Genomic DNA, 22,510 nt, shown 5'->3' on the forward strand with positions numbered 1-22,510 from the left:
TAGAAGCATTACACACCGATAATCGCTGCGATAAAACCGATCAAACCACCAAAGACACCACCCCAGACAACCAGCCAACCTAAATGTTCGCGAATCATCTGCTGTACAATCTCTTTGACCAAACTAGGCGTTAGTTCATCTAATCGCTGCTGAACAATGACTTCAACCTTTTCTTGCATCTCAGCCATAACATCAGGGCTTTCAAGTTCGTCTTTTAATAAAGTGATAAAGTTTTCATCACGTGTCATCTCTTCAATTGAGCTTTTCATTTTTTCCACAAATGGCTCTCTTAAAGGCTCAAGCGCATCGGTGCCACCCACCATGGCGAGCATGCCCCCAAATGGAGAGTTTTGGATAACCTCAATCAGCGAATCAAAAGTCGGTGCGAAATCGACTTTTTCAATTACCGGCGCTAAATGTAGATCAGGCTGCTTACCATTATCTGCACTTAGAAAACGCTCAATGTTCTCTTCAGTAAAAAACTGCTCCATCATTAATGTTTTGATGCCACGCTTAAAATCTTGGAAACGCGCAGGGATCACTCCTGAGCCATAAAGCCCTGGAACTTTCTCAAACAACATATGTACCGCTAACCAGTTGGTTAACGCGCCGGATAGAGCAAACAAGCCAACGGTCAATAACACACGATCATCTGTAATAAGACCTGCCGTAAATGCAATAAAGGCAAGCAGATTCGTTAGAAGGCTTTTATTCATCGGTATTCATCTCAAGAAATATTTTTTGGCGATCATATAAGGCTAAGGAGCGGTTTTAAAGCACTAAAACCTTAGATCAATTAGTGCATGATGCCAGTTTTATATTAAGAGTGGGATCTCAAATTGCCACATCATTATGCGTAGCACTAGGGAAACTACGAATAAGTCTCATACTTTCTCAGTGGGTTATAAAACGACCAGATACGCGAAAGCCAGCGCAGTGAAATGTCGAGACCTTTTCAAGTTCCCTGACATTATCGAAGCCATTTTCAGTTATAATCACTGTAATTTTTAAGTAGCCGAGCTAAAGCATGAACCGTAAGAAAAAAATTAAGCAGATCCACACCAAGCGACTAAAACAAGCTAAGGCTAAATTAGCGCCCAAAAACAACAAACCGCGCTACGTATCTAAAGCAGATAGAGCACGGCTTGAAGAAACCTCTGAAACTCCTTCAGAGGTTTAAACCATGACTTAAAAGCTCTCTTTAAACACATGCCAACGATAACGGCGAAAACTCTTACCCGCTTCAGCCATCATCGCTTTAGGCCCACACAGATAGCAGTCACCGACCTCAGCAGTAGAAAATGCTTCTGCTAAAGTCATCCAACAGGGCCGACCGATCTTAATATCCACCCCGTTCAAACCTTCTAGCCATTTAGGTAATTCCGCATTTTCACCTTGGGTTATATAGATAAAGATTTCAGATCGTTCTTTTTCTAACAGCACAGGTTTAAGCCACTCAAGGCGATCTATGTCTTTAACCACCCAAATCAACTGAGTATTCACACAATATTCTGCGTTGAGCCAATGCCAATAAGGGGTAATGCCAATACCCCCCGCAATCAGCAGGCGCTTTTTACTATGACGGCTTTGGCTCGCAGGAGAAGAATAAGGCCCCCTCAAGGACAATATACACTCGACATAATCACCAAGCGCCATAAGTTTGCGTGTCCAATCCCCCGCCACATTAATTTTGAGAGTCAACAAACCTTCGTCATAACTGACAATAGAGAAGGCATGCCATTCGGTTTTACTCACCACTGGAATTCGGACTTTGACATAATCGCCCGCATGTATTGCTTGCTTGAAATTAGTGCTGACCACGAGTTTTATTGTTTGTTCATCCAGTCGTTTCAGTTCGCCCTTACAATAATGCTGAACTGATAAACGTTGTACACTCCAGTCCCAAATCAGCAATACCCCAACTGGAGCCAGCCAATACCACTGTGGCACATGAAGTAACAACAAAGGCAGTGACCAATAACCTAATCGATGTAACGATTCAAAGTGGTGATAAACCCGCTTACGCACCACCGGAATAGAAGTCACACCAATCAACATAAATAGTACAAACAACAGTAAGCCGGTGACATTAATCCTAAATTGCCGAGACTGGATGCCGGAATAACTTAAACTCACCACTTCGTCATAAGTCACAAGCGGTAAAGATTGGATAGCATAAGTTTGAGTTGACGTTGTACTGTGACATTTAGTGCAATCATCTTTCATGATCGGGCGAATCTGCTTATGAAACATCGCTTCGGTGCGACCTGCTTTCACCCACTGATCAACAACATCGATCGACTCATCCTCAGTGACAAACTCATACATCGTGCTCCGCATAGATCGCACAAGATCTGACTCTGTTCCTAACAACGCATCAGTGAATGGAATATCCAGCGTAGTGTAATACTGCAGTTGGCTAGCGCCATGCCCCAAGGTAAAGATAACCAACAGATAACCTATCCATCGGTGCAAGCGCTTTTCATTTAAAATTTGATAACGTGCCCAACGACTAGAGCGTGCCCTTCTGAGCAAACTATTTAAAACCGGAAGCCACAATAAACAGAGCAAAACGAGTAACACTGCAGCGTTAGCATGGCTAATACGTAACCATATATTGGTGGTCTCGTTAGACTCATATTCAAAGCCTTCTACAAATTCGTACCCTACCAAAGGAATCACTGCGACAAGCAACACTGTAGAAAGTAAAAATGCTGGGCGATGCAGTCTAGAAAACAACAGCTCTATAAAACGGGAGATAAGCATAGGAAGATCTATTCAGCAGGCGGAACGAACTGGTTTTACTCAACCCAGCTCGCTCAACCCTATTCTGACTTACTTAGAGAAGTTCAGGCGTAGCGCCTTTTTATGGAAGATGTGATTGATTTGAGCGTTATCAAAAACCGTCACACCAAATAGATATTGCTTACCAAGATCAGAAAACTGTACATCCTGAATTTTGGACTTTGGATGCTCAGTCACCAACTTACGCTTGATCTCCAATGTCCAGAAGCCATCTTTCCATTCACCCCGTGCTTGCAGATCACCACGTGAACCCTCAGCAGCTTGCGCCACAATACCGCCAATTACAGCGCTAGGCTCAAAGTTATCGACAAACGGAACTTTGTTATCAGACATTACCCAGTATTTTGCTAAAGGATCGGCTTTTGCAGGCATCCAAGCAGGCGCAGTTTTATCTTTGTTGATATTATTTTTGTAACCACCACCTGTTTTCTCATCACTGTTGCGTCCCCACCCCTTATTTTCATTACGGAAATGGTTCACGTACTGATCATCAACTTGATAAACCGGGTTACTACGCGCACTCTTCCAGTGCCAAATATCGATTGTCTCATCAGGAGAGCGAGTGAAGTGACGGCCTGCCGAGGTATCTTTTATATCATCAACCATGCCATCTTCAGCTACGTGACACGAACGATCACAACCTTTTTTGGCAAAACCCTTTTCAGAAATATTCCAGAAAAACGCAAACTTATCTTCATAATAAGTATTACCGTGACCAGTAGAGTCCAAGTTCTTAAGCTGTTTCCAACTGCCATCTTCCTGTTTCACCCAAGGAAAGCGCTCCAAACTCAGCGTTGGATCGTTCCAACGTACGTGCATATATAGGTATTCATCATCATACATAGCACGTAATTCAACATCGCTTTCTTTAATCCCCTCATACCCGTTGTTTGGCTCATAAGGCAGTTCATCAACTGTAACGTGCAGCGGCTCAGTAATATTCCAAGCGTCTTCCGTCAATCCATCAATGGTTACAGCCCCCTGAATTCGCTTAGCCATCAAGGTGTTATCAGCAGCATAGACCCCATGACTGAACATAGCAGCCATTGTTATTAGCGTGATTTTTTTCACTTTTTATTACTCTTCCATAAATACAAATACAAATGAGAATGCTTATTATATTGAATATAGATTTAATTTAAACGTTTGTTTGACTGTATTTAAGGGTTTTATTTATTAGCAACTCACCTCTCTGACTGAACAAGACCCAATCAACAACCGGAACTGGCACACCCAGCGATCTACTGATAATATAAATACTGTATATGTAACCAGTATTTATTATGTTGCGCTTTATTCCTATCTACTCCAGCGCCGGTATCAGTGGTTTTGAATCACCTGCAGCTGAATATACCGAGCTAGCACTTTCACTCGATCAGTTACTCATTGATCACCCCCATGCAACCTACCTAGGCTTTGTTGAAGGTGGCTCTATGCGTGGTGTGGGGATATTTCCAAATGACCTACTTGTCGTTTCACGAGCCGAAACAGTAAAGGAAGGCGATGTAATCGTCGCCACATTAAATGGAAACTTCGTCTGTAAAATCGCCAGTATCAAAGAGAGAAAACTTCTCTCCTCTGCTCCTGGCCATAAACCCTATCAATTGTGCGAACAGGATGAATTTTCTATCGAGGGGGTGGTTACACGTTCTATTCGATTATTTCGCCCATTAAAGAAGGGACTTAACTAGGATGTACGCCCTGATTGATGCTTCCGGAATGTATGCCTCATGCGAGAAAATATTTGACCCCACAATCCGAAAGCGCCCTGTTGTCGTCCTTAGTAATAATGACGGCTGTATTGTCGCAACCTGCCCTATCGCAAAAAAAATGGGTATCCCTAAATTTGGCCCTTATTTCAAAATCAAAGACCAACTAGACAGAGCAGGCGTAGTTGCCAAATCCAGCAACTACGAACTTTATGCCGATATATCTTCACGCATGATGGAGCTCTGCGCCTCCTTTGCCCCAGAACAACACATCTACTCCATAGATGAATGTTTTTTACGCTTTGACCACTACATACCACCTGAAGGCTGGCATGAACTAGGTATGAAAATCAGAAGAAAGGTGTGGAAGGAAGTAAGGCTCCCCGTAGGCGTAGGCTTTGGCCCAACCCCAACCTTAGCAAAAGCAGCTAATCACGCCAGTAAAAAACTACCGGGCTTCAGCGGTGTTGCCGTTATCGACAACGATCAAATCAGAAAGCAGATTCTGCAGCAGATGGAAATTAGGGATGTTTGGGGAGTAGGACGACGTATAGGCGAGCGACTAAATTTTCTCGGCATCAAAACAGCTTGGCAGCTAGCGCAAACGAAACCCGCGTTGATGAAAAAGCACTTCTCCACCTTAATCGCTAATACAGTAGAAGAACTCAATCGCTTAACCAGAATAAGCTGGGACGATGTCCGCTCACCCAAAAAACAGATTTACTCCACACGCTCTTTTGGACAACGCATCACAGGACTCACCGATCTAAAACAGGCACTTGCTACACACGCAACCATCGCCGCGCAAAAGCTAAGAGCCCAAGAGAGTGCTACCAGCAATATCATTGTCTTTGCACACAACTCTATCCACGATAAGGAATCATTTTTTAAACGCTCTGCATTCCACCAATTTGCCACTCCAACCTGCGATACTGCAGTCATAGTGAAAGTAACAAGCCAACTGGCTGAGCAGATATATCAAGCAGGAATTAGATACTACAAAGCAGGTATAGGCCTTTTAGAAATCTCTACAGCTACACCCTATCAGCCAGATATATTTACCCCTTGCGCTGACCAACCTGAACTTATGAAATGCCTAGATCAAATCAATTCAAAATACGGTCGAGATACCCTCCATTTAGCCCGCCAAGGCATTCAACAAAACTTTAAAATGAAACGAGAGCTTCTATCTCCAAGGTATACTACGCGGATAGAAGATATTCCTGTGATTGGATGCGAGTGAACTCCAGATACCAAAAAGCCCCGCGGTTAAGCGAGGCTTTTTCGTTTTAATAGATGGCGGTCAGGGAGGGATTATTTCACCCCTTCGGGGCCGTGGTCGCAGGCTCCCACGTTGTCTCGCTGCGCTCGGCTCAAACCCTTTTCTCGGGTTCTCATCCCTCCAAACTTCAGATACAAAAAAGCCCCGCGGTTAAGCAAGGCTTTTTCGTTTTTAATAGATGGCGGTCAGGGAGGGATTATTTCACCCCTTCGGGGCCGTGGTCGCAGGCTCTCACGTTGTCTCGCTGCGCTCGGCTCAAACCCTCTTCTCGGGTTCTCATCCCTCCAAACTTCAGATACAAAAAAGCCCCGCGGTTAAGCAAGGCTTTTTCGTTTTTAATAGATGGCGGTCAGGGAGGGATTATTTCACCCCTTCGGGGCCGTGGTCGCAGGCTCTCACGTTGTCTCGCTGCGCTCGGCTCAAACCCTCTTCTCGGGTTCTCATCCCTCCAAACTTCAGATACAAAAAAGCCCCGCGGTTAAGCAAGGCTTTTTCGTTTTTAATAGATGGCGGTCAGGGAGGGATTATTCCACCCCTTCGGGGCGTGGTCGCAGGCTCCCACGTTGTCTCGCTACGCTCGGCTCAAACCCTCTTCTCGGGTTCTCATCCCTCTAAACTGTAGATACAAAAAAGCCCCGCGGTTAAGCGAGGCTCTTTTGTTTTTAATAGATGGCGGTCAGGGAGGGATTCGAACCCTCGATACGTTTCCGTATACACACTTTCCAGGCGTGCTCCTTCGGCCACTCGGACACCTGACCATCCTGCAATTAGTGGAGCTGATATGCTCAACACCAACGCGGCGCGAATTGTATCACAGCACTGACTGACCGCAAGCGGTTTGGTTAAAAAAGGTAAACAATTTCAGTAATTCGTCCTACAAATATCAAAGGATCAATAAATAGCCTAGTTTTATTGGTTGTACACTGAACAGCTGTGAGTAAACTAAACACTCAAAAATAAAAAATTATAAATATAAAATCTAAAATGCGCCCCATAACTGACCTTAAAAGCACACTATTCAACTCCCTCTATCGAGCTGCTTTGATTAGCTGCTTATTTGCAGCCATGATCGTATTTGCATTGATCTTTCTTTCTATCGAAAAGGATCTTCGGCAAGAGGGTCAATACCTTGGGCAGTTAGTATTTAAAGATCTGCGCCAAGCGATGAATCAGGGCACCAGTTATGAGGAAGTTAATCAGCTCATAGATTCAATGAATGAGGATGCTCCCGATATCACCTATAGCATGTATCGCGGAGCAGCCGTTCAGCAACAGTTTGGTGGTGATCGAGCAATCACCGAAGAGATAAGCCAGCTGTTAGGCAGCAAACAGGATGCAACTCAGATCGAATCGCTGGATCAGATTCATTATTACCATGCTTTCAGATTTAAACAGGAATGCCTAGCCTGTCACACCGAGGCAAAGCTAGATGATATAGCCGGCGTGTTGGACGTTACCTTTCCCGCACACAGAGTCCGCCTTCCTGTAAGCGAAGTTCTGATGGGTTTATTCTTAGTCTTCTCTATTACCGTTATCTCTTCCTACCTCTTTATCTCTCGCGATCTTTTTGCCCATATAGTCAAACCTTTAAAACGCTTAGAAAGAAAGCTTAAAGAGACTGAAGGTCACCACAACCTTAATGAAAAGCTAGCTCTCGACTCAGAGCTAGAAGAGATAAATAGCATTGAGCACTCTTTTAACTCGCAACAGGCTTTATTGCAGACTGCATTTCAGCAAGTAGAAGAGCTATCTATCTACGATAAGTTAACGGGCACATACAGCCGTCATCAGTTGGAGCGATTACTCAGTGAAGAGAAATCTAGGGCTGATCGCCAGAATCGGCCTTTAACCATCAGCATGATTGATATGAATGGCTTTAAGCAGATCAATGATGTGTTTGGTCATCATGCCGGCGATTGCATACTGATTCACTTCTGCCAGATTCTGTCAGAGAACCTGCGCACGACAGACAAAGTCATTCGCTATGGTGGAGATGAGTTCATCATCCTATTACCAGACAGTTCGCAGGATGTAGCGAGTGAGCTTATTCAGCGTATTGAAGAGATCGCACACAGCAGCCCTTATCACTATAAAGGCCAAGGTATCATTGCGAAGTTCAGCTATGGCAGCGTGGAATACCCAAGCGAGTCCGATGCTGATGAAGCAAAAGATCTATTACAGATTGCAGATGAAAGAATGTATTCCGACAAACAACGTAGAAAACAGAAATAGCAGGGATAAAAAAGGCCCGGTTATAGAAAACCGGGCCAAGTAATACCTGGAAGGTATAAGATGTTTAATTAGTCAGCTTGACGACGTAAGAATGCAGGAATGTCTAAGAATTCCATGTCGTCAGTACCAGTCTTTTGCATAACTGGCTGTTCAGATTCTACTTCGCGATGAATCTCTACTGGTTGAGCACGTTCTCTTGGCTGGGAATCACGAGCAGTTCGCATTACTGCCGGCAACTCTAGCTGATCGAAATCAGACGCAGCGCCCGCAGCCGTTGCAACAGCAGATGCACGACCTGTGCCTGTGTTAACAACTTCTACATGCTGCTGTTCAGCTCGCCCCAAGCCTGTTGCAACCACTGTTACCGTAAGCTCGTCAGTAAGCTCAGGATCAATAACAGTACCTACAACGATAGTGGCGTTCTCGGAAGCATACTCTTCAACGATGTTACCCACTTCCGAGAACTCGCCTAAGCTCAGATCAAGACCAGCGGTGATATTTACCAAAATACCACTCGCCCCCTTCAGGTCTACGTCTTCTAGCAAAGGACTATTAATCGCAGCTTCCGTCGCTTCAGTCGCACGGTCTTCGCCACGGCCACTACCGCTACCCATCATCGCCATGCCCATTTCAGACATAACGGTGCGCACATCCGCAAAGTCGACGTTGATCATACCCGGACGGATAATCAGATCAGCGATACCTTGCACCGCGCCTTTCAATACATCGTTACATGTATTGAAAGCATTAATCAGACTGGTGTTTTTACCCAGTACTGGAAGTAACTTTTCATTCGGAATGATGATCAAAGAATCAACATTCTCTTTCAGTTCCTGTATACCTTCGTCCGCAATTTTAAGGCGTTTACGACCTTCAAATGAAAACGGCTTAGTTACTACAGCAACTGTTAAAATACCTAGGCTACGCGCAACTTCAGCTACGATTGGCGCTGCACCAGTACCTGTACCACCGCCCATACCAGCTGTGATAAATACCATGTCCGCACCATCTAGCATTTCAGCTAAACGCTCACGATCTTCAAGTGCAGCCTGACGGCCAACTTCTGGGTTTGCACCCGCACCAAGACCTTTAGTTAGTTCGCCACCGATCTGGATAACTGTTTTAGAATGCATGTTATCCAAAGCTTGGGCATCTGTGTTTGCACAGATAAACTCAACACCATCTACTGCAGAGCTAACCATGTGCTGAACAGCGTTACCGCCGCCACCGCCGACACCTACAACTTTAATTACGGCGCTTTGAGGAATGCTATCCGCTAACTCAAACATACCGATCTCCTTCCAGATTATGCGCTTTTATAATTGAACAGCGCTTAGTTATTTTCTATTCCGATTAGCCTTTGACTGGGATCAGAAATTGCCCTGAAACCACGTCTTCATCTTGCTGAGTACGCTTGCTTGTTCGACCAGTTCGATCTCTGCAACCTCAGGTTGAGCAGGCTCGCCGCCCTGATCTTCATGCGCGTACTGCAGTAACCCGATACTTGTTGCAAAAATTGGGTTACCTAAAATATCTTCCATTCCACGAACACCATGCGGTGATGCCAAGCGAACCGGCATGTGGAAAATTTCCTCTGCTAACTCAACCGCACCTTCCATTTTGGAAGTACCACCAGTTAACACAATGCCCGCCGCAACCAGATCTTCAAAACCGCTGCGACGCAACTCTGCTTGTACTAAATTGAAAAGTTCTTCATAACGCGGCTCAACAACTTCAGCGAGCGCCTGACGCGACAATGTGCGCGCAGGACGATCACCAACACCAGGTACCATGATGGTTTCATCAGGGCCTGCTAACTGCGCCAAAGCACAAGCATATTTAATCTTTATCTCTTCCGCGTGCTGCATAGGTGTACGTAAAGCCATCGCGATGTCATTAGTCACCTGGTCACCCGCAATAGGGATCACAGCGGTATGACGAATCGCACCACCTGTAAAGATCGAAATATCAGAAGTACCCCCACCGATATCGACCATACAAACGCCGAGCTCTTTTTCATCTTCAGTCAAAACAGAGTAACTGGATGCAACTTGCTCCAGCACTAAGTTATCAACCTCTAAACCACAACGGCGTACACACTTCTCGATATTCTGAGCGGCATTCACCGAACCTGTGACTAGGTGAACTTTGGCTTCTAAACGTACGCCCGACATGCCTAGTGGTTCACGAATACCTTCGGAATTATCGATTTCATATTCTTGCGGCAAGATATGCAGAATCTTCTGATCAGCAGGAATCGCTACTGCACGGGCAGCATCGATTACGCGATCAAGATCGTAATCTGTTACTTCACGGTCACGAACAGCCACAATACCGTGAGAGTTAAGGCTATTAATATGACTACCGGCGATACCCGCTGTTACAGAGTGAACTTTGCACCCTGCCATCAACTCAGCTTCTTCTACTGCACGCTGGATAGAACTCACTGTTGATTCAATATTCACCACCACGCCTTTCTTCAAACCGCGAGACGGATGTGAACCAATACCAACAATATCGATTGAGCCGTCGATATTGATCTCTCCCACAAGGCAAACCACCTTGGAAGTCCCAATATCTAGCGCAACGATCATATTAGAGTGAGCTGTCATATATTCAGTGCCAACAATATTATTTCAAGCAACCTTAATTTTACTTATAACTAAAAACAAACCAACCTTTTTTCGATGAATTTTTTTAAATTCTGAAAGTTTATTTGCCCGTAAAATCAATTCATAAAAAAACACTATCTTTTTTTATCGGCACCTTGCGGAAATTGTTGAGAAAATTTTTTCTATAAATTTCAAACAACTACGTTCACTCACTCCAGCATCAGGCTTGATTGTTTTAAATATAATCAACCGTTTCAATAGGTTAAAAAAACAACAAAAATCAAAATCTAATTTTGATTAATTAGCTATAAATCAAAACTTAATTTTGATTATTAATAAAAATATCAAAAACAAGTTTTGAATAATCATATAAATTCAATATTTAATTTTGATGATTTGCAAACATATCAATACTAAATATTGATTATCTCCCTATTAATTAATGCTCATTAAATAACCAATAAAATTGTGCGAAACTGTATGAATTTTGTTCAACACACTCAAATTCATCTCTAAAAGGCAATGATTTCTTGATGGTATAAGACGGATATTCAAACCCAGCAAACAAGCTCAAAACAGGACTCAGCAGAGAGCCCTAGAAAGCATAAAGAGGATAAAACTGAGAAAGGGGTAAACAGCTCAGAAAGAGCTTTTTTAGTAATGATAGGCGCTATCGATTTCACGCCAATTTGAACCGCTGTTATCTAAGTAAGTACGAATGGTCGTTTCGCCATCTGCAAGGTAGCTACTGTCGAGAAAGTTATTCAAAACAGCCTCTCCCTGCGACGCAGCCGCCTTTAAGCAGAAGGACAGATAACGAGGGAATGGCAGAATATCGTTTCGCCATAGGTTACCCGCATAAAACTGCCCTACACGCTCATGATATTCTTGCTCACTGCGGCATTTACTATAGCGGTAGTGTTGATCAGTTGAGCCTGTGCACATCAGCCCTGTCTCGCTTTGACCATCAGTAAAAGTTTCTACTTCCACCCAGTTAAACCGATGCTCGCGTTCGAACAGCGCTTCATACTCTTCTTGAGTACAATCAAACTGGCTACAAATAATCTCACAATCGGATGCAGGTAAAGTCGAGCAGGAGGCTAACTGTAAAGAGTCTGGATCAGCCTTATGTCGACTGATAAACACCACACCGACTTTATTGAAGATGCGTTTGTAACCCGGAACAGTTACGATCCTAAAGTTTGTTAGGCCAGGAATGGTTTCCCTTGCGGAGGCTTCAGATAGTAGAGAGCCATATCCAACAATACTTATCATATCGCTCTCCTATCAATGTTACTGATCAGATTCTAAAGCGCGCTCAACAAGCTCTGCATTAAGCTTCTTCTTGCCATCAGCACCAAGGCTTTGCAGCATGGTCACTTGGCTCACCAAATTACCACGCCCCGTTGATAGCCGCTTATTCGCGGTATCAAAAGCTGCTTGCGTTCTTTGCAGGTTACGCCCTACTTCATCCAAAGCGTCAATAAAGCCAACGAATTTGTCGTACAGCTCACCACCTCTGCGGGCGATCTCTTGAGCATTTTGATTTTGATGTTCGTAACGCCAGATATTGTGGATAGTTCTCAACGTCACCATCAATGTCGCAGGGCTCACCAACATAATGTTCCGATCAAACGCTTCTTTAAACAGATTAGGTTCTTTCTCTAACGCCAACAAGAAAGCGCCTTCCACAGGAATAAACAAAAGCACGAAATCGAGAGAGCGAATACCTTCTAGCCCTTGGTAAGCTTTATCGCTCAGTCCTTTAATATGACCACGCATCGAGATCAAATGTTCACGCAACATGCGCTCACGCAGATCTTTATCATCAGTCGAGCAGTATTGTTCGTAAGCGGTAAGGGAAACCTTCGAGTCGACGATCACATCTTTACCATCCGGCAGATGAATCACCGCATCAGGCTGGTAGCGTTTACCTTGAACAGATGCTGATACCTGCAGCTCAAACTCGTAGCCTTTGCGTAAACCCGATTCCTCTAAGGCACGCTCTAGTACAACTTCGCCCCAGTTACCCTGAGTTTTATTTTCGCCTTTCAGGGCTTGAGTTAGATTGATCGCATCTTCACTCATCTGCTGGTTAAGCTGTTTTAGATGAGAAATCTGCTCATAGAGAGCTCGACGATCCTTGGACTCTTTATCGTAAACATCTTCAACACGACGCTTAAACTCACCTAACTGCTCTTTCAGAGGTGTCAGCAGGTGCCCCATATTTTCTTGATTACTCTGAGTGAATCGTTGAGCTTTCTCTTCAAAAATACGATTAGCTAGATTCTGGAACTCTTGCTTTAACTGTTGGCGAGCTTGCTCTAACACTTGAAGCTTTTCAGAATGCGCTTCTTGAGTCGCCTCATACCTCGCTTCAAGATCCGCAATCACTTCATTACGATCAGCCAACTCAAACTTGGTTTGCTCCAAGCGTTTATCAAGCTGATGCTTTTCTGTAAGCGTGTCACGTAGTCTTGGTTCTAACGCATGTAAGCGCTCTTCGATACGTGCTTTTTGGATAGATACTTCATGATAGGCAGATTGCTGTGCAGCCAACTCAGTTTCGAGTTTAGCTTTTAACGAGATTATTGTGGTCTCGCTTTCAGCAACCTGCTGTAAGAGGTCTTCTTTTTGGGAAGTCAGATGCCTGTACATAAAGAAGAACAGGCATCCTGTAATCAATACGCCTAGCAGCAAACTATTCAGATCAAATGAAGCTAGCAGCTCAGGCATAGAAAATTACCAATAGAGATATAAAACGACTAGGGAAACCGCAGAAATAATCGATGACATAAACAGCGTTTTCAACTCACCCAGCATCGGCTGAAGAATAACTAAATGAACCACTGGGAAAGTGATAAACATACATAGCAGTGGGATCCACCAGTCTAGGTTGCTGAAACCGTACGCCATAGAGAACAGCAATGCGACAGCAGCAAGGTTACCCGCCATAACGATCGTCATCAAACCGTTACGTTTATGCGCGAATTCAGGCTTATCCTCTTCAGGTAGTTTATTGATAGCACCAGCGCTTAACGCACCAGACATAGAGAACACACCTGAGACTAGAAAAATGATAAGAGGATCGATACTAGGCACACTAAACTCCAGAACATTGCGGATCATTTAATAACTACGCCCATGTCAGATCTTTTTCAGGCGCTCATGGCGGGCTATTGTAAGGCTTTTCAGGCCCACTGTTAAGAAACGGCTCCCTTTTGCATCTATTATTAGATGAGATTAAAATCCCGCCTCAATTCCATGTACACGGATTTTTAATGCAGGTTTTCAAAAGCTTACGCAAACTGCTCAACCGTCATTTCAAGAACATGAAATGGCAGGCTGTATTGGCGCTGCTTCTATTATATGGCCTAAGTAGCTGGTTGCTTTTGGAATGGGCGGGTGAATCCAACCTCACCGGCTCGGACTATATCTACTGGTTAATCGTAACGGCTTCGACTGTGGGCTACGGAGATCTATCTCCCGAAACAGCAACAGGCAAAGCATTAGTCGCTTTCTATATTATTCCTTTCGGTCTTGGTCTATTTGCACTCGTCGTCGGTAAGTTTGCTGCATTCAGTGCTTTTCAGTGGAGAAAAGGTGTTATGGGTCTTAAAGAACTCAACCTCTCAAATCATATCGTCGTCGTTGGCTGGAACGAAGTTCGTACCCTGCCTCTTCTTAAACTTCTCCAGACAGAAGCTAAGAACAACCTTAATCGAGAGATCTGTTTGTGTGTCGCTGATGAGATGGAAAACCCGATGCCGGGCCATATCGAATTTGTTCGTACCGTTTCACTAAACGATGATGAAGGCTTAAATCGTGCAAATATTGAAGATGCCTCAACAATCATCATCGATTGTGCACATGATGATCAGACACTCAGCGCGGCTTTAAATATTTACAATCGCAATCCTCAAGCACACATCATCACCTACTTTAGGGATGAAAGCTTGAGCAATCTGCTTAAACAGCACTGCCCTACCATAGAGTGCACGCCATCTGTATCTACAGAGATGTTAGTAAAATCAGCGATGGACCCAGGCTCCAGTATTTTGCATCACGAACTTCTCAACACAACTACAGGTATGACCCAGTTTTCTGTTGTCGTACCTGAAGGTTTGCCTGAGATGTCTGTACGTGATCTATACGTGCCATTAAAAGAAAATTATGGCGCGACTCTAATCGCTGTTGATCTCGATAACGACGGTAAACCTGAAGTGAACCCTTCACTCGATAAACGCGTTAGATCAGGCTGCACTATTTATTACATTGCACAATCCCGTTTAAAAGCTTTGGACTGGGCTGCAATTACCCAACTTTCATAATTTTTAGGAGTCTCGCATGGACGCTCTACTTATTGGGCTTACCAACTTTGCTATCTATTTCGGCCTTTCACTGGTTGCCCTACTACTCTTCAAAGTCATCTATACCTTCCTGACTCCTTATGATGACTGGGCACTGGTTAAAGAAAAAAACATGGCTGCAGCCTGCGCGCTTTCCGGTGCAACGGTTGGTTTCACCATTGCCCTAGCTAGCGCCATTAGCAACTCCGTATCGTTAATCGATTTTGCTGTATGGGCTGTGGTAGCGCTTGTCGCTCAGTTAATCGCTTATCTAGTTGTGCGTTTGTTTATGCCGAAAATCACCCAACGCATCCAAGATGGAGAAACACCTGCCGGTATCGTGCTGGGTGCGGTATCTATTGCTATCGGTATCCTTAATGCTGCCTCTATGACCTACTAAGGAGGCATCAGGGATGAAACGTACAAAAATAAACCATCTGCAAAAAAGTGATTTTGCATTTGATGCTACATGGCTGAAAAACGGACTACGTCTATCAGCTGTCGCTACTGGTGCTGCACTACTGACTGGTTGTGATTCTGAAGATGGTTACATCTACCAATCGGTCACTGCATGTGAACTGGATAACCCAGGCTATGACGATAGATGTGAAAGCGCCTATCAAAAAGCCCTAGCAGATTGGAAACGCACCGCACCTAGATATAATAGTGAGAGCAACTGCGCTTACGATTTTGGTAACCACCAATGCTTTGAATACTCCCCCTACTTTATTCCGCTAATGGCGGGCTTTATGTTGGGTGAAAATCATCGTACAGAGGAAGATTTTGATCTCGACTTTGATCGACCTAGAGGCTTAGGCTATAGCACCCGAAGAGGCACCCCTGCTTTTCACCGTTGGGTAAGCTCATCCGGTGACATGTTTGGTGATTACCATAAGAACAAAGTTAAGGTCAGCTCCTCAGCATTCAAAGGCAGTAAAGGTAGTGCCCGTGTTATGGGGCGCGGTGGTTTTGGTAAAACCATCTCCAGTCGCTCTTTCGGCGGTTAACCTGTAGATGCTAAGAGTCACCTGCGCCGAACGTCCTGATTGGCGCGAAACTGCTGAACAATATGGCTTCCATTTTCATACTATGTATGGGGAGCCATATTGGGATGAATCTGCCTACTATCAGTTCTCTCTCGAACAGATAGAACAAGATATTGAAGCACCGACAGCTGAGATTCATCAGATGTGTCTGGCAGTGGTTGAGCATGTGGTAGGTAATGAAGAACTGCTGCGCCGCTTTCAAATCCCAGAAGCCTTTTGGGATGAGATTGCGCGCTCTTGGTTTGCCCGCGAAGATAGCCTCTATAGCCGCATCGATCTTTGTTATGACGGTAAAAGCCCTGCCAAATTCTTAGAGAACAATGCCGACACACCCACCAGCCTTTATGAAACGGGATTCTGGCAATGGGTATGGCTTCAGCAACAGGTGGATCGCGGTAAGCTGTCTCAAAATGCCGATCAATTTAACTCGTTGCAAGAGCGACTGATCGAGCGCTTCAAAGCACTCAAAGTTCGCCAGCCTTCTCGCTTACTGCACCTAGCAAGTTGCAAAGACACGATCGAAGATCGTGGCACTGTGCAATATCTGCAAGATTGCGCCCAACAAGCCGGCCTACGAAACGACTTCATCTATGTTGAAGATATCGGCATCAATGAAGATCAGCGCTTTGTCGATCAGCTAGGTAAACCGATCAACTGGCTATTCAAACTCTACCCTTGGGAGTTTATGCAACGGGAAGAGTACGGCGAATACATTGCTCAAAGCGGTACCACCTTTCTAGAGCCGATCTGGAAAAGCTTAGTCTCCAACAAAGCACTACTGCCTTTATTGTGGGAACTCTTTCCAAATCACCCTAACCTACTACCTGCTTATTTTGAAGATGATCCCCGTGCTGCAGAACTTACGCATTATGTCCGCAAGCCGATCTTCTCTCGCGAAGGCGCCAATATCAGCATCGTTAATCAAGGCGAAGTAATAGCGAAGGCCGAAGGGCCTTACGGTGAAGAGGGATACATCGTTCAGGCTTGTCACCCTCTGCCTAAATTTGGTGACAATCACACGCTGATCGGCAGCTGGCTAATAGGCGATCAACCCGCCGGTATTTCTCTAAGAGAAGATAAACACCCGATCACACAAGATCTTTCCCGCTTTTTACCGCATATCATCCTTTGATAGCGATGAGTCAGTCGTAACGCAATCAGGCTAGAAAATGGTATTATGCGCGGCAATATTTAGATAACGCCCAATAAAGGCTGTTTTTTTCAGATTGGGTCATGACTTTTATCACCCTCGACAACGTTAAACTAACGCCGTCGAACCTAGATTAGAGAAGATTTAAGTGGAATTTTTGGTTAACGAAGCAATTGAAGATTATGCCTTTCAAAGCACTACAGCTGAGCCTGAATTGCTGCAAGAGCTGATCGATGAAACCAACAAAAACATGGGCTGGCCGCAAAAGCTATCTGGCCGTTTAGTTGGCAGAACGCTAAAACTTCTTGCTCAGTTGCACCAACCAAAGAACGTACTAGAGATTGGTATGTTCACTGGCTATTCTGCTTTATCCATAGCAGAAGGCATGCCAGAAGATGGCAAGATCATCTGCTGCGAAACGAACCCTCGCGCAATCGACTTTGCCAAAACATTCTTTGATCGCAGCCCTCACGGCCACAAGATCGAAGTAATCTTCGGTAAAGCGATCGAAACCATCGACACACTGGATATGGAACTAGACTTCACATTCATCGATGCAGATAAGCGCAACTACCTAAACTACTACCACAAGGTTCTGGAAATGACGCGCCCAGGCGGCCTGATCATTCTGGATAACATGTTGTGGTCTGGCAAAGTATTACAGCCAGAATCCGACATTGATGACGTGTTAGTCGATCTAAACAAAGAGATCGCTGCAGATCCAAATGTAGAAAACCTATTCCTAACCGTTCGCGACGGTATGAATGTGGTACGGAAACTACGTTAATGCGACACCTAATCAGCGCGATTAATTCAGACGCGCCTCAGGTAGCGCTTAACAGCAATGAAGCTGCACCTGAGGAAAGCTATACAATCGAATCTGCAGATTCGGTGCTAAAGCTTTATCTCGATACCGATGAAAAAGCGCCTTTAATGGCTGCATTGCAACAAGTGCGTAATGCCATTATCGAAGATTTAGACCAAGTAGAAACTGTTGCTGAAATCTACGGTCTGATGTATTGGTTGCTAACGGATCATGGCGTCGATAATCGCGGCGAATCTCTAGAAGAAACTGCCGATCGATTAGGCGATATCGATATTGAGAACGATACTGATCAATATGGCGAACTGATTTTCCACCTCAAAGATGCCGTAGAACGCTTGTACGATATAGAACTGGATTAACAGCACCGTTGTACGTTTAAGGGAGGCAGTATGCGCAGAGGTCATAAAATACTATGGGCGTGCCTCCTTTTAACTTTCACTTTTGTAATAGCCCTGCCTTTAGCCGCATACTTTTTCTCCCCAGTTATTGCACATAAAAGCCTGCAATATTGGTTGGAGCAAAATGACTTCTCCGCTGTTGAACTGGATATGCAAACACCTAGCTGGAACGAGCTGCATATCGCTAATGTAAAACTAGAAAAGCACACCCCTACTCAGATAATCAGTTATCAATCCAGCGATATAACACTGCAATTTAACCCTTACACTCTCTGGCAAGAACAGCGCCTCAAACTTCTATCAATGCCGCGCTCAGATATAAAAATCACCTACACCACCGAACAGAGCAGTGAGAGTAATAATGAAGTGGTAGATCTAGGCCAAGCGCTACCCTCGGTTTGGTTTAATCAGATCCCCATTGATGCAATTCGGATTGGACAAGTCACTCTTCGATTGGATTACCCAGAAAACCAGAGCGATTGGCAATTTATCGGTGCACTGCTATTTGAAGACGACAAACTGTATAGCCGCGTTAAAGCCTTAAGAGACGAGAAGGATTTTGGTTGGGGCGACCTGAATCTGAACAAGCAAAATCAATTTACGTTTCGGTTGTTAGAGGATGAGGAGCCGTTCTTTAATATTGCAGGCGATCTCTCGTTTGATGACAAACTGACCTTAACATCCGCGCAAGAGATCCAACTGGCGGGTTTACAGAGCTGGCGACAAAAACTCGAATTGCACAACCTACCGATTCCTAAGCTAGAAGGCACGGTCAAACTTCAGGGAAAAATTCACTTCCCGCTACAAACCCGTTTCTCGCCAGATGAACTGTTAAAAAGTATCCAGATCGATCAAACCGGTAAGGGCAAGATAACCGCGTTTAACCCAATTCCGTCTCTAGAAAAAGCCTCTGCCGAATTAGAAGGTGCACTTAAATTTTCACTAAAAGAAGCTGAGATCACGCTTAACTCCGACACCAATATACAAGTCCCCGAGCTAAAGCACCCGAGCTTAAAAGAACCGATACAAAACCTGAAAGCGACCTTACAAAAGCCACTCGCGATCAAAGCCAATATAGGCCAACTGCTTTTAGATGGTGCTTTGATACCAGATGTATCACCTCTACATTTAGATATTGAAGCCGGTGCGATTGTGCTAGAGGGAATAAATGTTTCACCAATACGTTCTAAACTAAGCCTCGACTCCATTGATCTGGCTAAGTCTAATATTTCCGGTTCGATTACTATCCCTCAGCTAAACCTGAGCCAAGGGAAAACCCAATTTCCACAATTGAAACTGAGTTCTAAATTCACATGGGATAAAGATCAGTTAAGCAATCGCTATCAGGTATCCAGCAACGCTCCTATAAAGCTAGATCTGAAAGGCCGTGCAAATACCACCTTAAGTAACGGCAACACTCAGCTAAATTGGTCCGTACAACCTATCAGCCTCAAAGGGATTGATCGCTCACTAGAAGCCTACGTCCCTATTCCGAAAGAGCTAAGCGTGCTTAAAGGCACACTTTTCCATAAAGGAAGCGGTAACTTAAAGAACGGCAAGTTCTCAGCACGATTCAGCAACAGCATTAGAGCTACAGATCTAAGCTGGGATGAAACCTTAATTGAAAGGCTCAATTTAAATTCAACCTCCCGACTTTCCACCTCAGGTAAGTTACGCGATACAGGCAGCATTAAGCTGGGTCGGGTTACAACAGGAGTTGAAATCAAAAATGTGCAAACAAGTTATCAGTACCAGCAGCGAAAAAGCGGTGACCTGCTTAAACTGAAGGGTATGCAGGCTGAACTTTTTGAGGGTTTAATTAGCCTCTCAGATTTCGAGTTCAATCCAAGCAAGCCCGATATCACCAGTCAGGTTAAGGTGGACAATATCGACCTTGGCGCGGTGATGGCTTTGGAAAGGCAGCAAGGGTTATCCGGTGAAGGTAAATTAGGGGGAAGCTTCCCTCTAGCTTACAACGATAACGCTTTCACCATTACAGATGGTGTTATCAAAGGCTTAGCTCCTGGAGGCAAAATTTTGTTTGAGCCGACCCCAGCAGTACAAGCCTATGCAGCGGCCAATATTGGCTTAAAGATGGCGATTGAAGCACTTCAGAATTTTCATTATGAAGAGCTGGATATAGGGCTTAACTATTCAGAGGATGGTACGGCCTTATTAGAAACTCGCTTAAAGGGTAGCAATCCAGATTGGCAAAATGGCCATCCGGTAGATTTCACGATTAATGTGGAAGAGAATATTCCTAAGTTAATCAAAACATTACAGTTTGCAGATAAATTGACGAAGACAATCGAGAAGCGTTACCGTTAACGCAGATTGAAACCAAATTTGAGGAACAACCATGAAATTAACCCATTTACTCCCACCTTTTGCGTTAGCGATTGCGTTGGCTGGTGTGAGCGGTTGTTCACCCCGCGTGGAAGTCGCGGTACCTAGCGAACCTATTACCATTAACCTCAATGTTAAAATTGAGCACGAGATTCTGGTCAAGGTTGATAGGGAAATTGATGAACTGCTCACAGAAAACAGCGATATTTTTTAAAGGGGTATGATGATGAAACAGTTTCGAACGCTATTCAGCATGATAGCCCTAGCGCTATCAATCATTGCAACACCAGCTTGGGCTATATCTAAAGACGATGCCAAAGCTCAAGGTCTAATCGGTGAGCGTACCAACGGCTATCTAGGCATAGTAACGTCTAAGCCTACAGGCGATCTAAAATCTCTGGTTGCTGGCATTAATAAAAAGCGCCGCGCTGCTTATGACAAAGGTTCTAAAAAAGCAGGCGTAGAGCGCGCAGTGTTTGAACTACGTATGGGGCAACGCCTTCAGGAACGCACACCTGCAGGGCAATTTATCCAGCTTCAAAATGGCAAGTGGCGTAAGAAGTAATCGTAAACATATAGCCGATGGGGCGCGCGCCCTATTCGGCTAATTTTATCCAAATACCACTCGCAACAAAGAAAGGGACGTTCGAATGTCTGCCCACAGCCCAAAACTGATTGCAGTGTTAACCGCTACCCTTCTCAGTACAGGCACCGCATCAGCTGACACCATCGCCTCTTTAGCCAATGACGTTAATGAGTCTAATCCATGGACGCTCAATCTTTATTTTGAAAATGATCTGTTTTCCGAAACAGACCAAAACTACACCAACGGCATTAAGGCTTCTTGGGTATCCCCCAATGTAAGTAATCATCTGAACGATCCCAACCTACCTGAGTGGGTAGGCAAAGTTGCGCCTTATTTACCAAGGTTCGATCCACCCAATCCAACTGGCGAGCCGATTCAACGTAATGTTGTAGTCAGCTTAGGACAACAGATCTACACCCCTGAAGATCTCGAACGCTTTACCCTCGATCCCAATGATCGCCCCTACGCTGCATGGCTATATGGTGGGCTGTCTTACCATAGCCGTACCCGCCGCTCTATGAATACAGCAGAGCTAAATATCGGTATTGTCGGCCCATGGGCTTTAGGAGAAGAAGCTCAAGACTTTATTCATGATCTGCGAGGGTTTAAAAAGTTTAATGGCTGGGATAATCAGCTTAAAAATGAGCCTGGCATTCAGCTTGTTTACGAACATAAACACCGCTTTTTAGAAGGGCCAATTTCGCCTCTATTTGAGTACGATACCATCCTTCATGGCGGTGGCAGTCTCGGTAATGTCGCCACATACCTAAATGCCGGTGCAGAAGTACGTGTCGGTTGGAACCTACCCCAAGACTTTGGCACATCAGCGCTACGTAGTGGTGGCGATAATAGCGCCCCAGGTTTAGGCGATGGACGCTACCAGCGTGGTAGTCGCGATAACAATCTGGGTGTTCACGCATTTGTCTCTATGGATGGCCGCTGGGTGTTAAGAGATATCTTCCTTGATGGTAATACCTTTAGAAGTAGCCACTCTGTAGATAAAAAACCTTTAGTTGGCGAAGCGGCAGTGGGTATCGCTGCTCTATATAAAGGTTGGAAACTGTCGTTTGCCAAAGTCCATCGCAGCAAAGAGTTTAAAGGCCAGCCCGACGGTCATTCCTTTGGTTCGCTCAGCTTAAGTTACTCTTACAGTTTATAAAGGCATCAAC

At 44.6% G+C, this 22,510-nt stretch carries 22 protein-coding genes, 1 tRNA gene and 4 other RNA genes; 14 read left to right on the forward strand and 13 right to left on the reverse strand.

The features are described 5' to 3' along the window. Nucleotides 1-8 precede the first annotated feature (8 nt). Nucleotides 9-716 carry a DUF445 domain-containing protein gene (locus ACMXYS_RS11485; RefSeq protein ID WP_415881762.1) on the reverse strand — a complete coding sequence of 236 codons (708 nt, stop codon included), beginning with the start codon at nt 714-716 and terminating at the stop codon, nt 9-11. 311 nt (nt 717-1,027) lie between these two features. Between ACMXYS_RS11485 and ACMXYS_RS11490 the strand changes: the two genes are divergently transcribed. Continuing rightward, complete coding sequence (locus tag ACMXYS_RS11490; RefSeq protein WP_415881763.1) at nt 1,028-1,180, forward strand: DUF2986 domain-containing protein; 153 nt, start codon at nt 1,028-1,030, stop codon at nt 1,178-1,180. 8 nt (nt 1,181-1,188) lie between these two features. Here ACMXYS_RS11490 and ACMXYS_RS11495 read toward each other — a convergent pair whose 3' ends face one another. Together ACMXYS_RS11495 and ACMXYS_RS11500 are read right to left on the reverse strand one after the other, a co-directional pair. Continuing rightward, on the reverse strand, nt 1,189-2,766 hold the full coding sequence (locus tag ACMXYS_RS11495) for an NADPH oxidase family protein (RefSeq protein WP_415896583.1): 1,578 nt from the start codon (nt 2,764-2,766) through the stop codon (nt 1,189-1,191). A gap of 69 nt (nt 2,767-2,835) precedes the next feature. Then, the gene (locus ACMXYS_RS11500; protein ID WP_415896584.1) at nt 2,836-3,876 is read right to left on the reverse strand and encodes an ethylbenzene dehydrogenase-related protein; all 1,041 of its coding nucleotides are present in this window, start codon (nt 3,874-3,876) and stop codon (nt 2,836-2,838) included. 212 nt (nt 3,877-4,088) lie between these two features. Here ACMXYS_RS11500 and ACMXYS_RS11505 point away from each other — a divergent pair, with 212 nt between their 5' ends. After that, entirely contained in the window at nt 4,089-4,496 is a 408-nt protein-coding gene (locus tag ACMXYS_RS11505) for a S24 family peptidase (RefSeq protein WP_415892045.1), read from the forward strand. A gap of 1 nt (nt 4,497) precedes the next feature. Then, nucleotides 4,498-5,757, forward strand: coding sequence for a Y-family DNA polymerase (locus ACMXYS_RS11510; RefSeq protein WP_415896585.1), 1,260 nt, complete (start codon nt 4,498-4,500; stop codon nt 5,755-5,757). Nucleotides 5,758-5,811: 54 nt separating this feature from the next. Here ACMXYS_RS11510 and ACMXYS_RS11515 read toward each other — a convergent pair. From ACMXYS_RS11515 to ACMXYS_RS11535, 5 genes are all read right to left on the reverse strand, one after another. Continuing rightward, a non-coding RNA gene (locus ACMXYS_RS11515) (RtT sRNA) lies at nt 5,812-5,933 on the reverse strand. 42 nt (nt 5,934-5,975) lie between these two features. Continuing rightward, nucleotides 5,976-6,097, reverse strand: a non-coding RNA gene (locus ACMXYS_RS11520) — RtT sRNA. Between the two features lie 42 nt (nt 6,098-6,139). After that, a non-coding RNA gene (locus ACMXYS_RS11525) (RtT sRNA) lies at nt 6,140-6,261 on the reverse strand. Nucleotides 6,262-6,303: 42 nt separating this feature from the next. Next, nucleotides 6,304-6,424, reverse strand: a non-coding RNA gene (locus tag ACMXYS_RS11530) — RtT sRNA. A gap of 42 nt (nt 6,425-6,466) precedes the next feature. After that, nucleotides 6,467-6,554 (reverse strand) — tRNA-Ser (locus ACMXYS_RS11535). 226 nt (nt 6,555-6,780) lie between these two features. Here ACMXYS_RS11535 and ACMXYS_RS11540 point away from each other — a divergent pair. Next, nucleotides 6,781-8,028: a GGDEF domain-containing protein gene (locus tag ACMXYS_RS11540; protein ID WP_415896586.1), complete on the forward strand. Its 1,248-nt coding sequence runs from the start codon at nt 6,781-6,783 to the stop codon at nt 8,026-8,028. Nucleotides 8,029-8,096: 68 nt separating this feature from the next. Here ACMXYS_RS11540 and ftsZ read toward each other — a convergent pair whose 3' ends face one another. From ftsZ to ACMXYS_RS11565, 5 genes are all read right to left on the reverse strand, one after another. Beyond that, the gene (gene ftsZ / locus ACMXYS_RS11545; RefSeq protein ID WP_415887527.1) at nt 8,097-9,317 is read right to left on the reverse strand and encodes a cell division protein FtsZ; all 1,221 of its coding nucleotides are present in this window, start codon (nt 9,315-9,317) and stop codon (nt 8,097-8,099) included. Between the two features lie 81 nt (nt 9,318-9,398). Then, entirely contained in the window at nt 9,399-10,640 is a 1,242-nt protein-coding gene (gene ftsA, locus ACMXYS_RS11550; protein ID WP_415881770.1) for a cell division protein FtsA, read from the reverse strand. Nucleotides 10,641-11,294: 654 nt separating this feature from the next. Continuing rightward, nucleotides 11,295-11,915 (reverse strand): gamma-glutamylcyclotransferase, encoded by a 621-nt coding sequence (locus tag ACMXYS_RS11555; protein WP_415896587.1) that lies wholly within the window; start codon nt 11,913-11,915, stop codon nt 11,295-11,297. 18 nt (nt 11,916-11,933) lie between these two features. Then, a complete protein-coding gene (gene rmuC, locus ACMXYS_RS11560) occupies nt 11,934-13,376 on the reverse strand; it encodes a DNA recombination protein RmuC (protein ID WP_415896588.1) in 1,443 nt (480 codons plus the stop codon). 6 nt (nt 13,377-13,382) lie between these two features. Continuing rightward, nucleotides 13,383-13,769: a hypothetical protein gene (locus tag ACMXYS_RS11565; protein ID WP_415881773.1), complete on the reverse strand. Its 387-nt coding sequence runs from the start codon at nt 13,767-13,769 to the stop codon at nt 13,383-13,385. Between the two features lie 152 nt (nt 13,770-13,921). Between ACMXYS_RS11565 and ACMXYS_RS11570 the strand changes: the two genes are divergently transcribed. The 10 genes from ACMXYS_RS11570 (at nt 13,922) to ACMXYS_RS11615 (ending at nt 22,500) form a co-directional block, all read left to right on the forward strand. Further along, the gene (locus ACMXYS_RS11570; protein ID WP_415896589.1) at nt 13,922-14,971 is read left to right on the forward strand and encodes an ion channel; all 1,050 of its coding nucleotides are present in this window, start codon (nt 13,922-13,924) and stop codon (nt 14,969-14,971) included. 16 nt (nt 14,972-14,987) lie between these two features. Then, nucleotides 14,988-15,389 carry a DUF350 domain-containing protein gene (locus tag ACMXYS_RS11575; protein WP_415881775.1) on the forward strand — a complete coding sequence of 134 codons (402 nt, stop codon included), beginning with the start codon at nt 14,988-14,990 and terminating at the stop codon, nt 15,387-15,389. A gap of 13 nt (nt 15,390-15,402) precedes the next feature. After that, a complete protein-coding gene (locus ACMXYS_RS11580) occupies nt 15,403-15,996 on the forward strand; it encodes a DUF1190 domain-containing protein (protein WP_415896590.1) in 594 nt (197 codons plus the stop codon). A gap of 7 nt (nt 15,997-16,003) precedes the next feature. Continuing rightward, on the forward strand, nt 16,004-17,167 hold the full coding sequence (locus tag ACMXYS_RS11585; RefSeq protein ID WP_415896591.1) for a glutathionylspermidine synthase family protein: 1,164 nt from the start codon (nt 16,004-16,006) through the stop codon (nt 17,165-17,167). 166 nt (nt 17,168-17,333) lie between these two features. Next, nucleotides 17,334-17,972 (forward strand): O-methyltransferase, encoded by a 639-nt coding sequence (locus ACMXYS_RS11590; protein WP_415896592.1) that lies wholly within the window; start codon nt 17,334-17,336, stop codon nt 17,970-17,972. After that, nucleotides 17,972-18,370, forward strand: a complete 399-nt coding sequence (locus ACMXYS_RS11595) for a hypothetical protein (RefSeq protein WP_415896593.1) — start codon at nt 17,972-17,974, stop codon at nt 18,368-18,370. The genes ACMXYS_RS11590 and ACMXYS_RS11595 overlap by 1 nt, the downstream gene beginning before the upstream one ends. 30 nt (nt 18,371-18,400) lie before the next feature. Then, nucleotides 18,401-20,737 (forward strand): YdbH domain-containing protein, encoded by a 2,337-nt coding sequence (locus tag ACMXYS_RS11600; RefSeq protein ID WP_415896594.1) that lies wholly within the window; start codon nt 18,401-18,403, stop codon nt 20,735-20,737. A 31-nt stretch (nt 20,738-20,768) separates the two neighbouring features. Further along, nucleotides 20,769-20,969: a YnbE family lipoprotein gene (locus ACMXYS_RS11605; protein ID WP_415881781.1), complete on the forward strand. Its 201-nt coding sequence runs from the start codon at nt 20,769-20,771 to the stop codon at nt 20,967-20,969. Nucleotides 20,970-20,981: 12 nt separating this feature from the next. Then, the gene (locus ACMXYS_RS11610; RefSeq protein WP_415896595.1) at nt 20,982-21,320 is read left to right on the forward strand and encodes a YdbL family protein; all 339 of its coding nucleotides are present in this window, start codon (nt 20,982-20,984) and stop codon (nt 21,318-21,320) included. 85 nt (nt 21,321-21,405) lie between these two features. Beyond that, complete coding sequence (locus ACMXYS_RS11615; RefSeq protein ID WP_415896596.1) at nt 21,406-22,500, forward strand: lipid A deacylase LpxR family protein; 1,095 nt, start codon at nt 21,406-21,408, stop codon at nt 22,498-22,500. Nucleotides 22,501-22,510 lie beyond the last annotated feature (10 nt).

The sequence above is a fragment of the Neptuniibacter sp. QD57_21 genome, assembly GCF_047778075.1.
Classification (GTDB): Bacteria; Pseudomonadota; Gammaproteobacteria; order Pseudomonadales; family Balneatricaceae; genus Neptuniibacter.

Coding starts and splice junctions, on each gene's coding strand:
- ACMXYS_RS11485 (WP_415881762.1), bottom strand. CDS start 716: ATGAATAAAAGCCTTCTAACGAATCTGCTTGCCTTTATTGCATTTACG.
- ACMXYS_RS11490 (WP_415881763.1), top strand. CDS start 1,028: ATGAACCGTAAGAAAAAAATTAAGCAGATCCACACCAAGCGACTAAAA.
- ACMXYS_RS11495 (WP_415896583.1), bottom strand. CDS start 2,766: ATGCTTATCTCCCGTTTTATAGAGCTGTTGTTTTCTAGACTGCATCGC.
- ACMXYS_RS11505 (WP_415892045.1), top strand. CDS start 4,089: ATGTTGCGCTTTATTCCTATCTACTCCAGCGCCGGTATCAGTGGTTTT.
- ACMXYS_RS11510 (WP_415896585.1), top strand. CDS start 4,498: ATGTACGCCCTGATTGATGCTTCCGGAATGTATGCCTCATGCGAGAAA.
- ACMXYS_RS11540 (WP_415896586.1), top strand. CDS start 6,781: ATGCGCCCCATAACTGACCTTAAAAGCACACTATTCAACTCCCTCTAT.
- ftsZ (WP_415887527.1), bottom strand. CDS start 9,317: ATGTTTGAGTTAGCGGATAGCATTCCTCAAAGCGCCGTAATTAAAGTT.
- ftsA (WP_415881770.1), bottom strand. CDS start 10,640: ATGACAGCTCACTCTAATATGATCGTTGCGCTAGATATTGGGACTTCC.
- ACMXYS_RS11555 (WP_415896587.1), bottom strand. CDS start 11,915: ATGATAAGTATTGTTGGATATGGCTCTCTACTATCTGAAGCCTCCGCA.
- rmuC (WP_415896588.1), bottom strand. CDS start 13,376: ATGCCTGAGCTGCTAGCTTCATTTGATCTGAATAGTTTGCTGCTAGGC.
- ACMXYS_RS11565 (WP_415881773.1), bottom strand. CDS start 13,769: ATGATCCGCAATGTTCTGGAGTTTAGTGTGCCTAGTATCGATCCTCTT.
- ACMXYS_RS11570 (WP_415896589.1), top strand. CDS start 13,922: ATGCAGGTTTTCAAAAGCTTACGCAAACTGCTCAACCGTCATTTCAAG.
- ACMXYS_RS11575 (WP_415881775.1), top strand. CDS start 14,988: ATGGACGCTCTACTTATTGGGCTTACCAACTTTGCTATCTATTTCGGC.
- ACMXYS_RS11580 (WP_415896590.1), top strand. CDS start 15,403: ATGAAACGTACAAAAATAAACCATCTGCAAAAAAGTGATTTTGCATTT.
- ACMXYS_RS11585 (WP_415896591.1), top strand. CDS start 16,004: ATGCTAAGAGTCACCTGCGCCGAACGTCCTGATTGGCGCGAAACTGCT.
- ACMXYS_RS11595 (WP_415896593.1), top strand. CDS start 17,972: ATGCGACACCTAATCAGCGCGATTAATTCAGACGCGCCTCAGGTAGCG.
- ACMXYS_RS11600 (WP_415896594.1), top strand. CDS start 18,401: ATGCGCAGAGGTCATAAAATACTATGGGCGTGCCTCCTTTTAACTTTC.
- ACMXYS_RS11605 (WP_415881781.1), top strand. CDS start 20,769: ATGAAATTAACCCATTTACTCCCACCTTTTGCGTTAGCGATTGCGTTG.
- ACMXYS_RS11610 (WP_415896595.1), top strand. CDS start 20,982: ATGAAACAGTTTCGAACGCTATTCAGCATGATAGCCCTAGCGCTATCA.
- ACMXYS_RS11615 (WP_415896596.1), top strand. CDS start 21,406: ATGTCTGCCCACAGCCCAAAACTGATTGCAGTGTTAACCGCTACCCTT.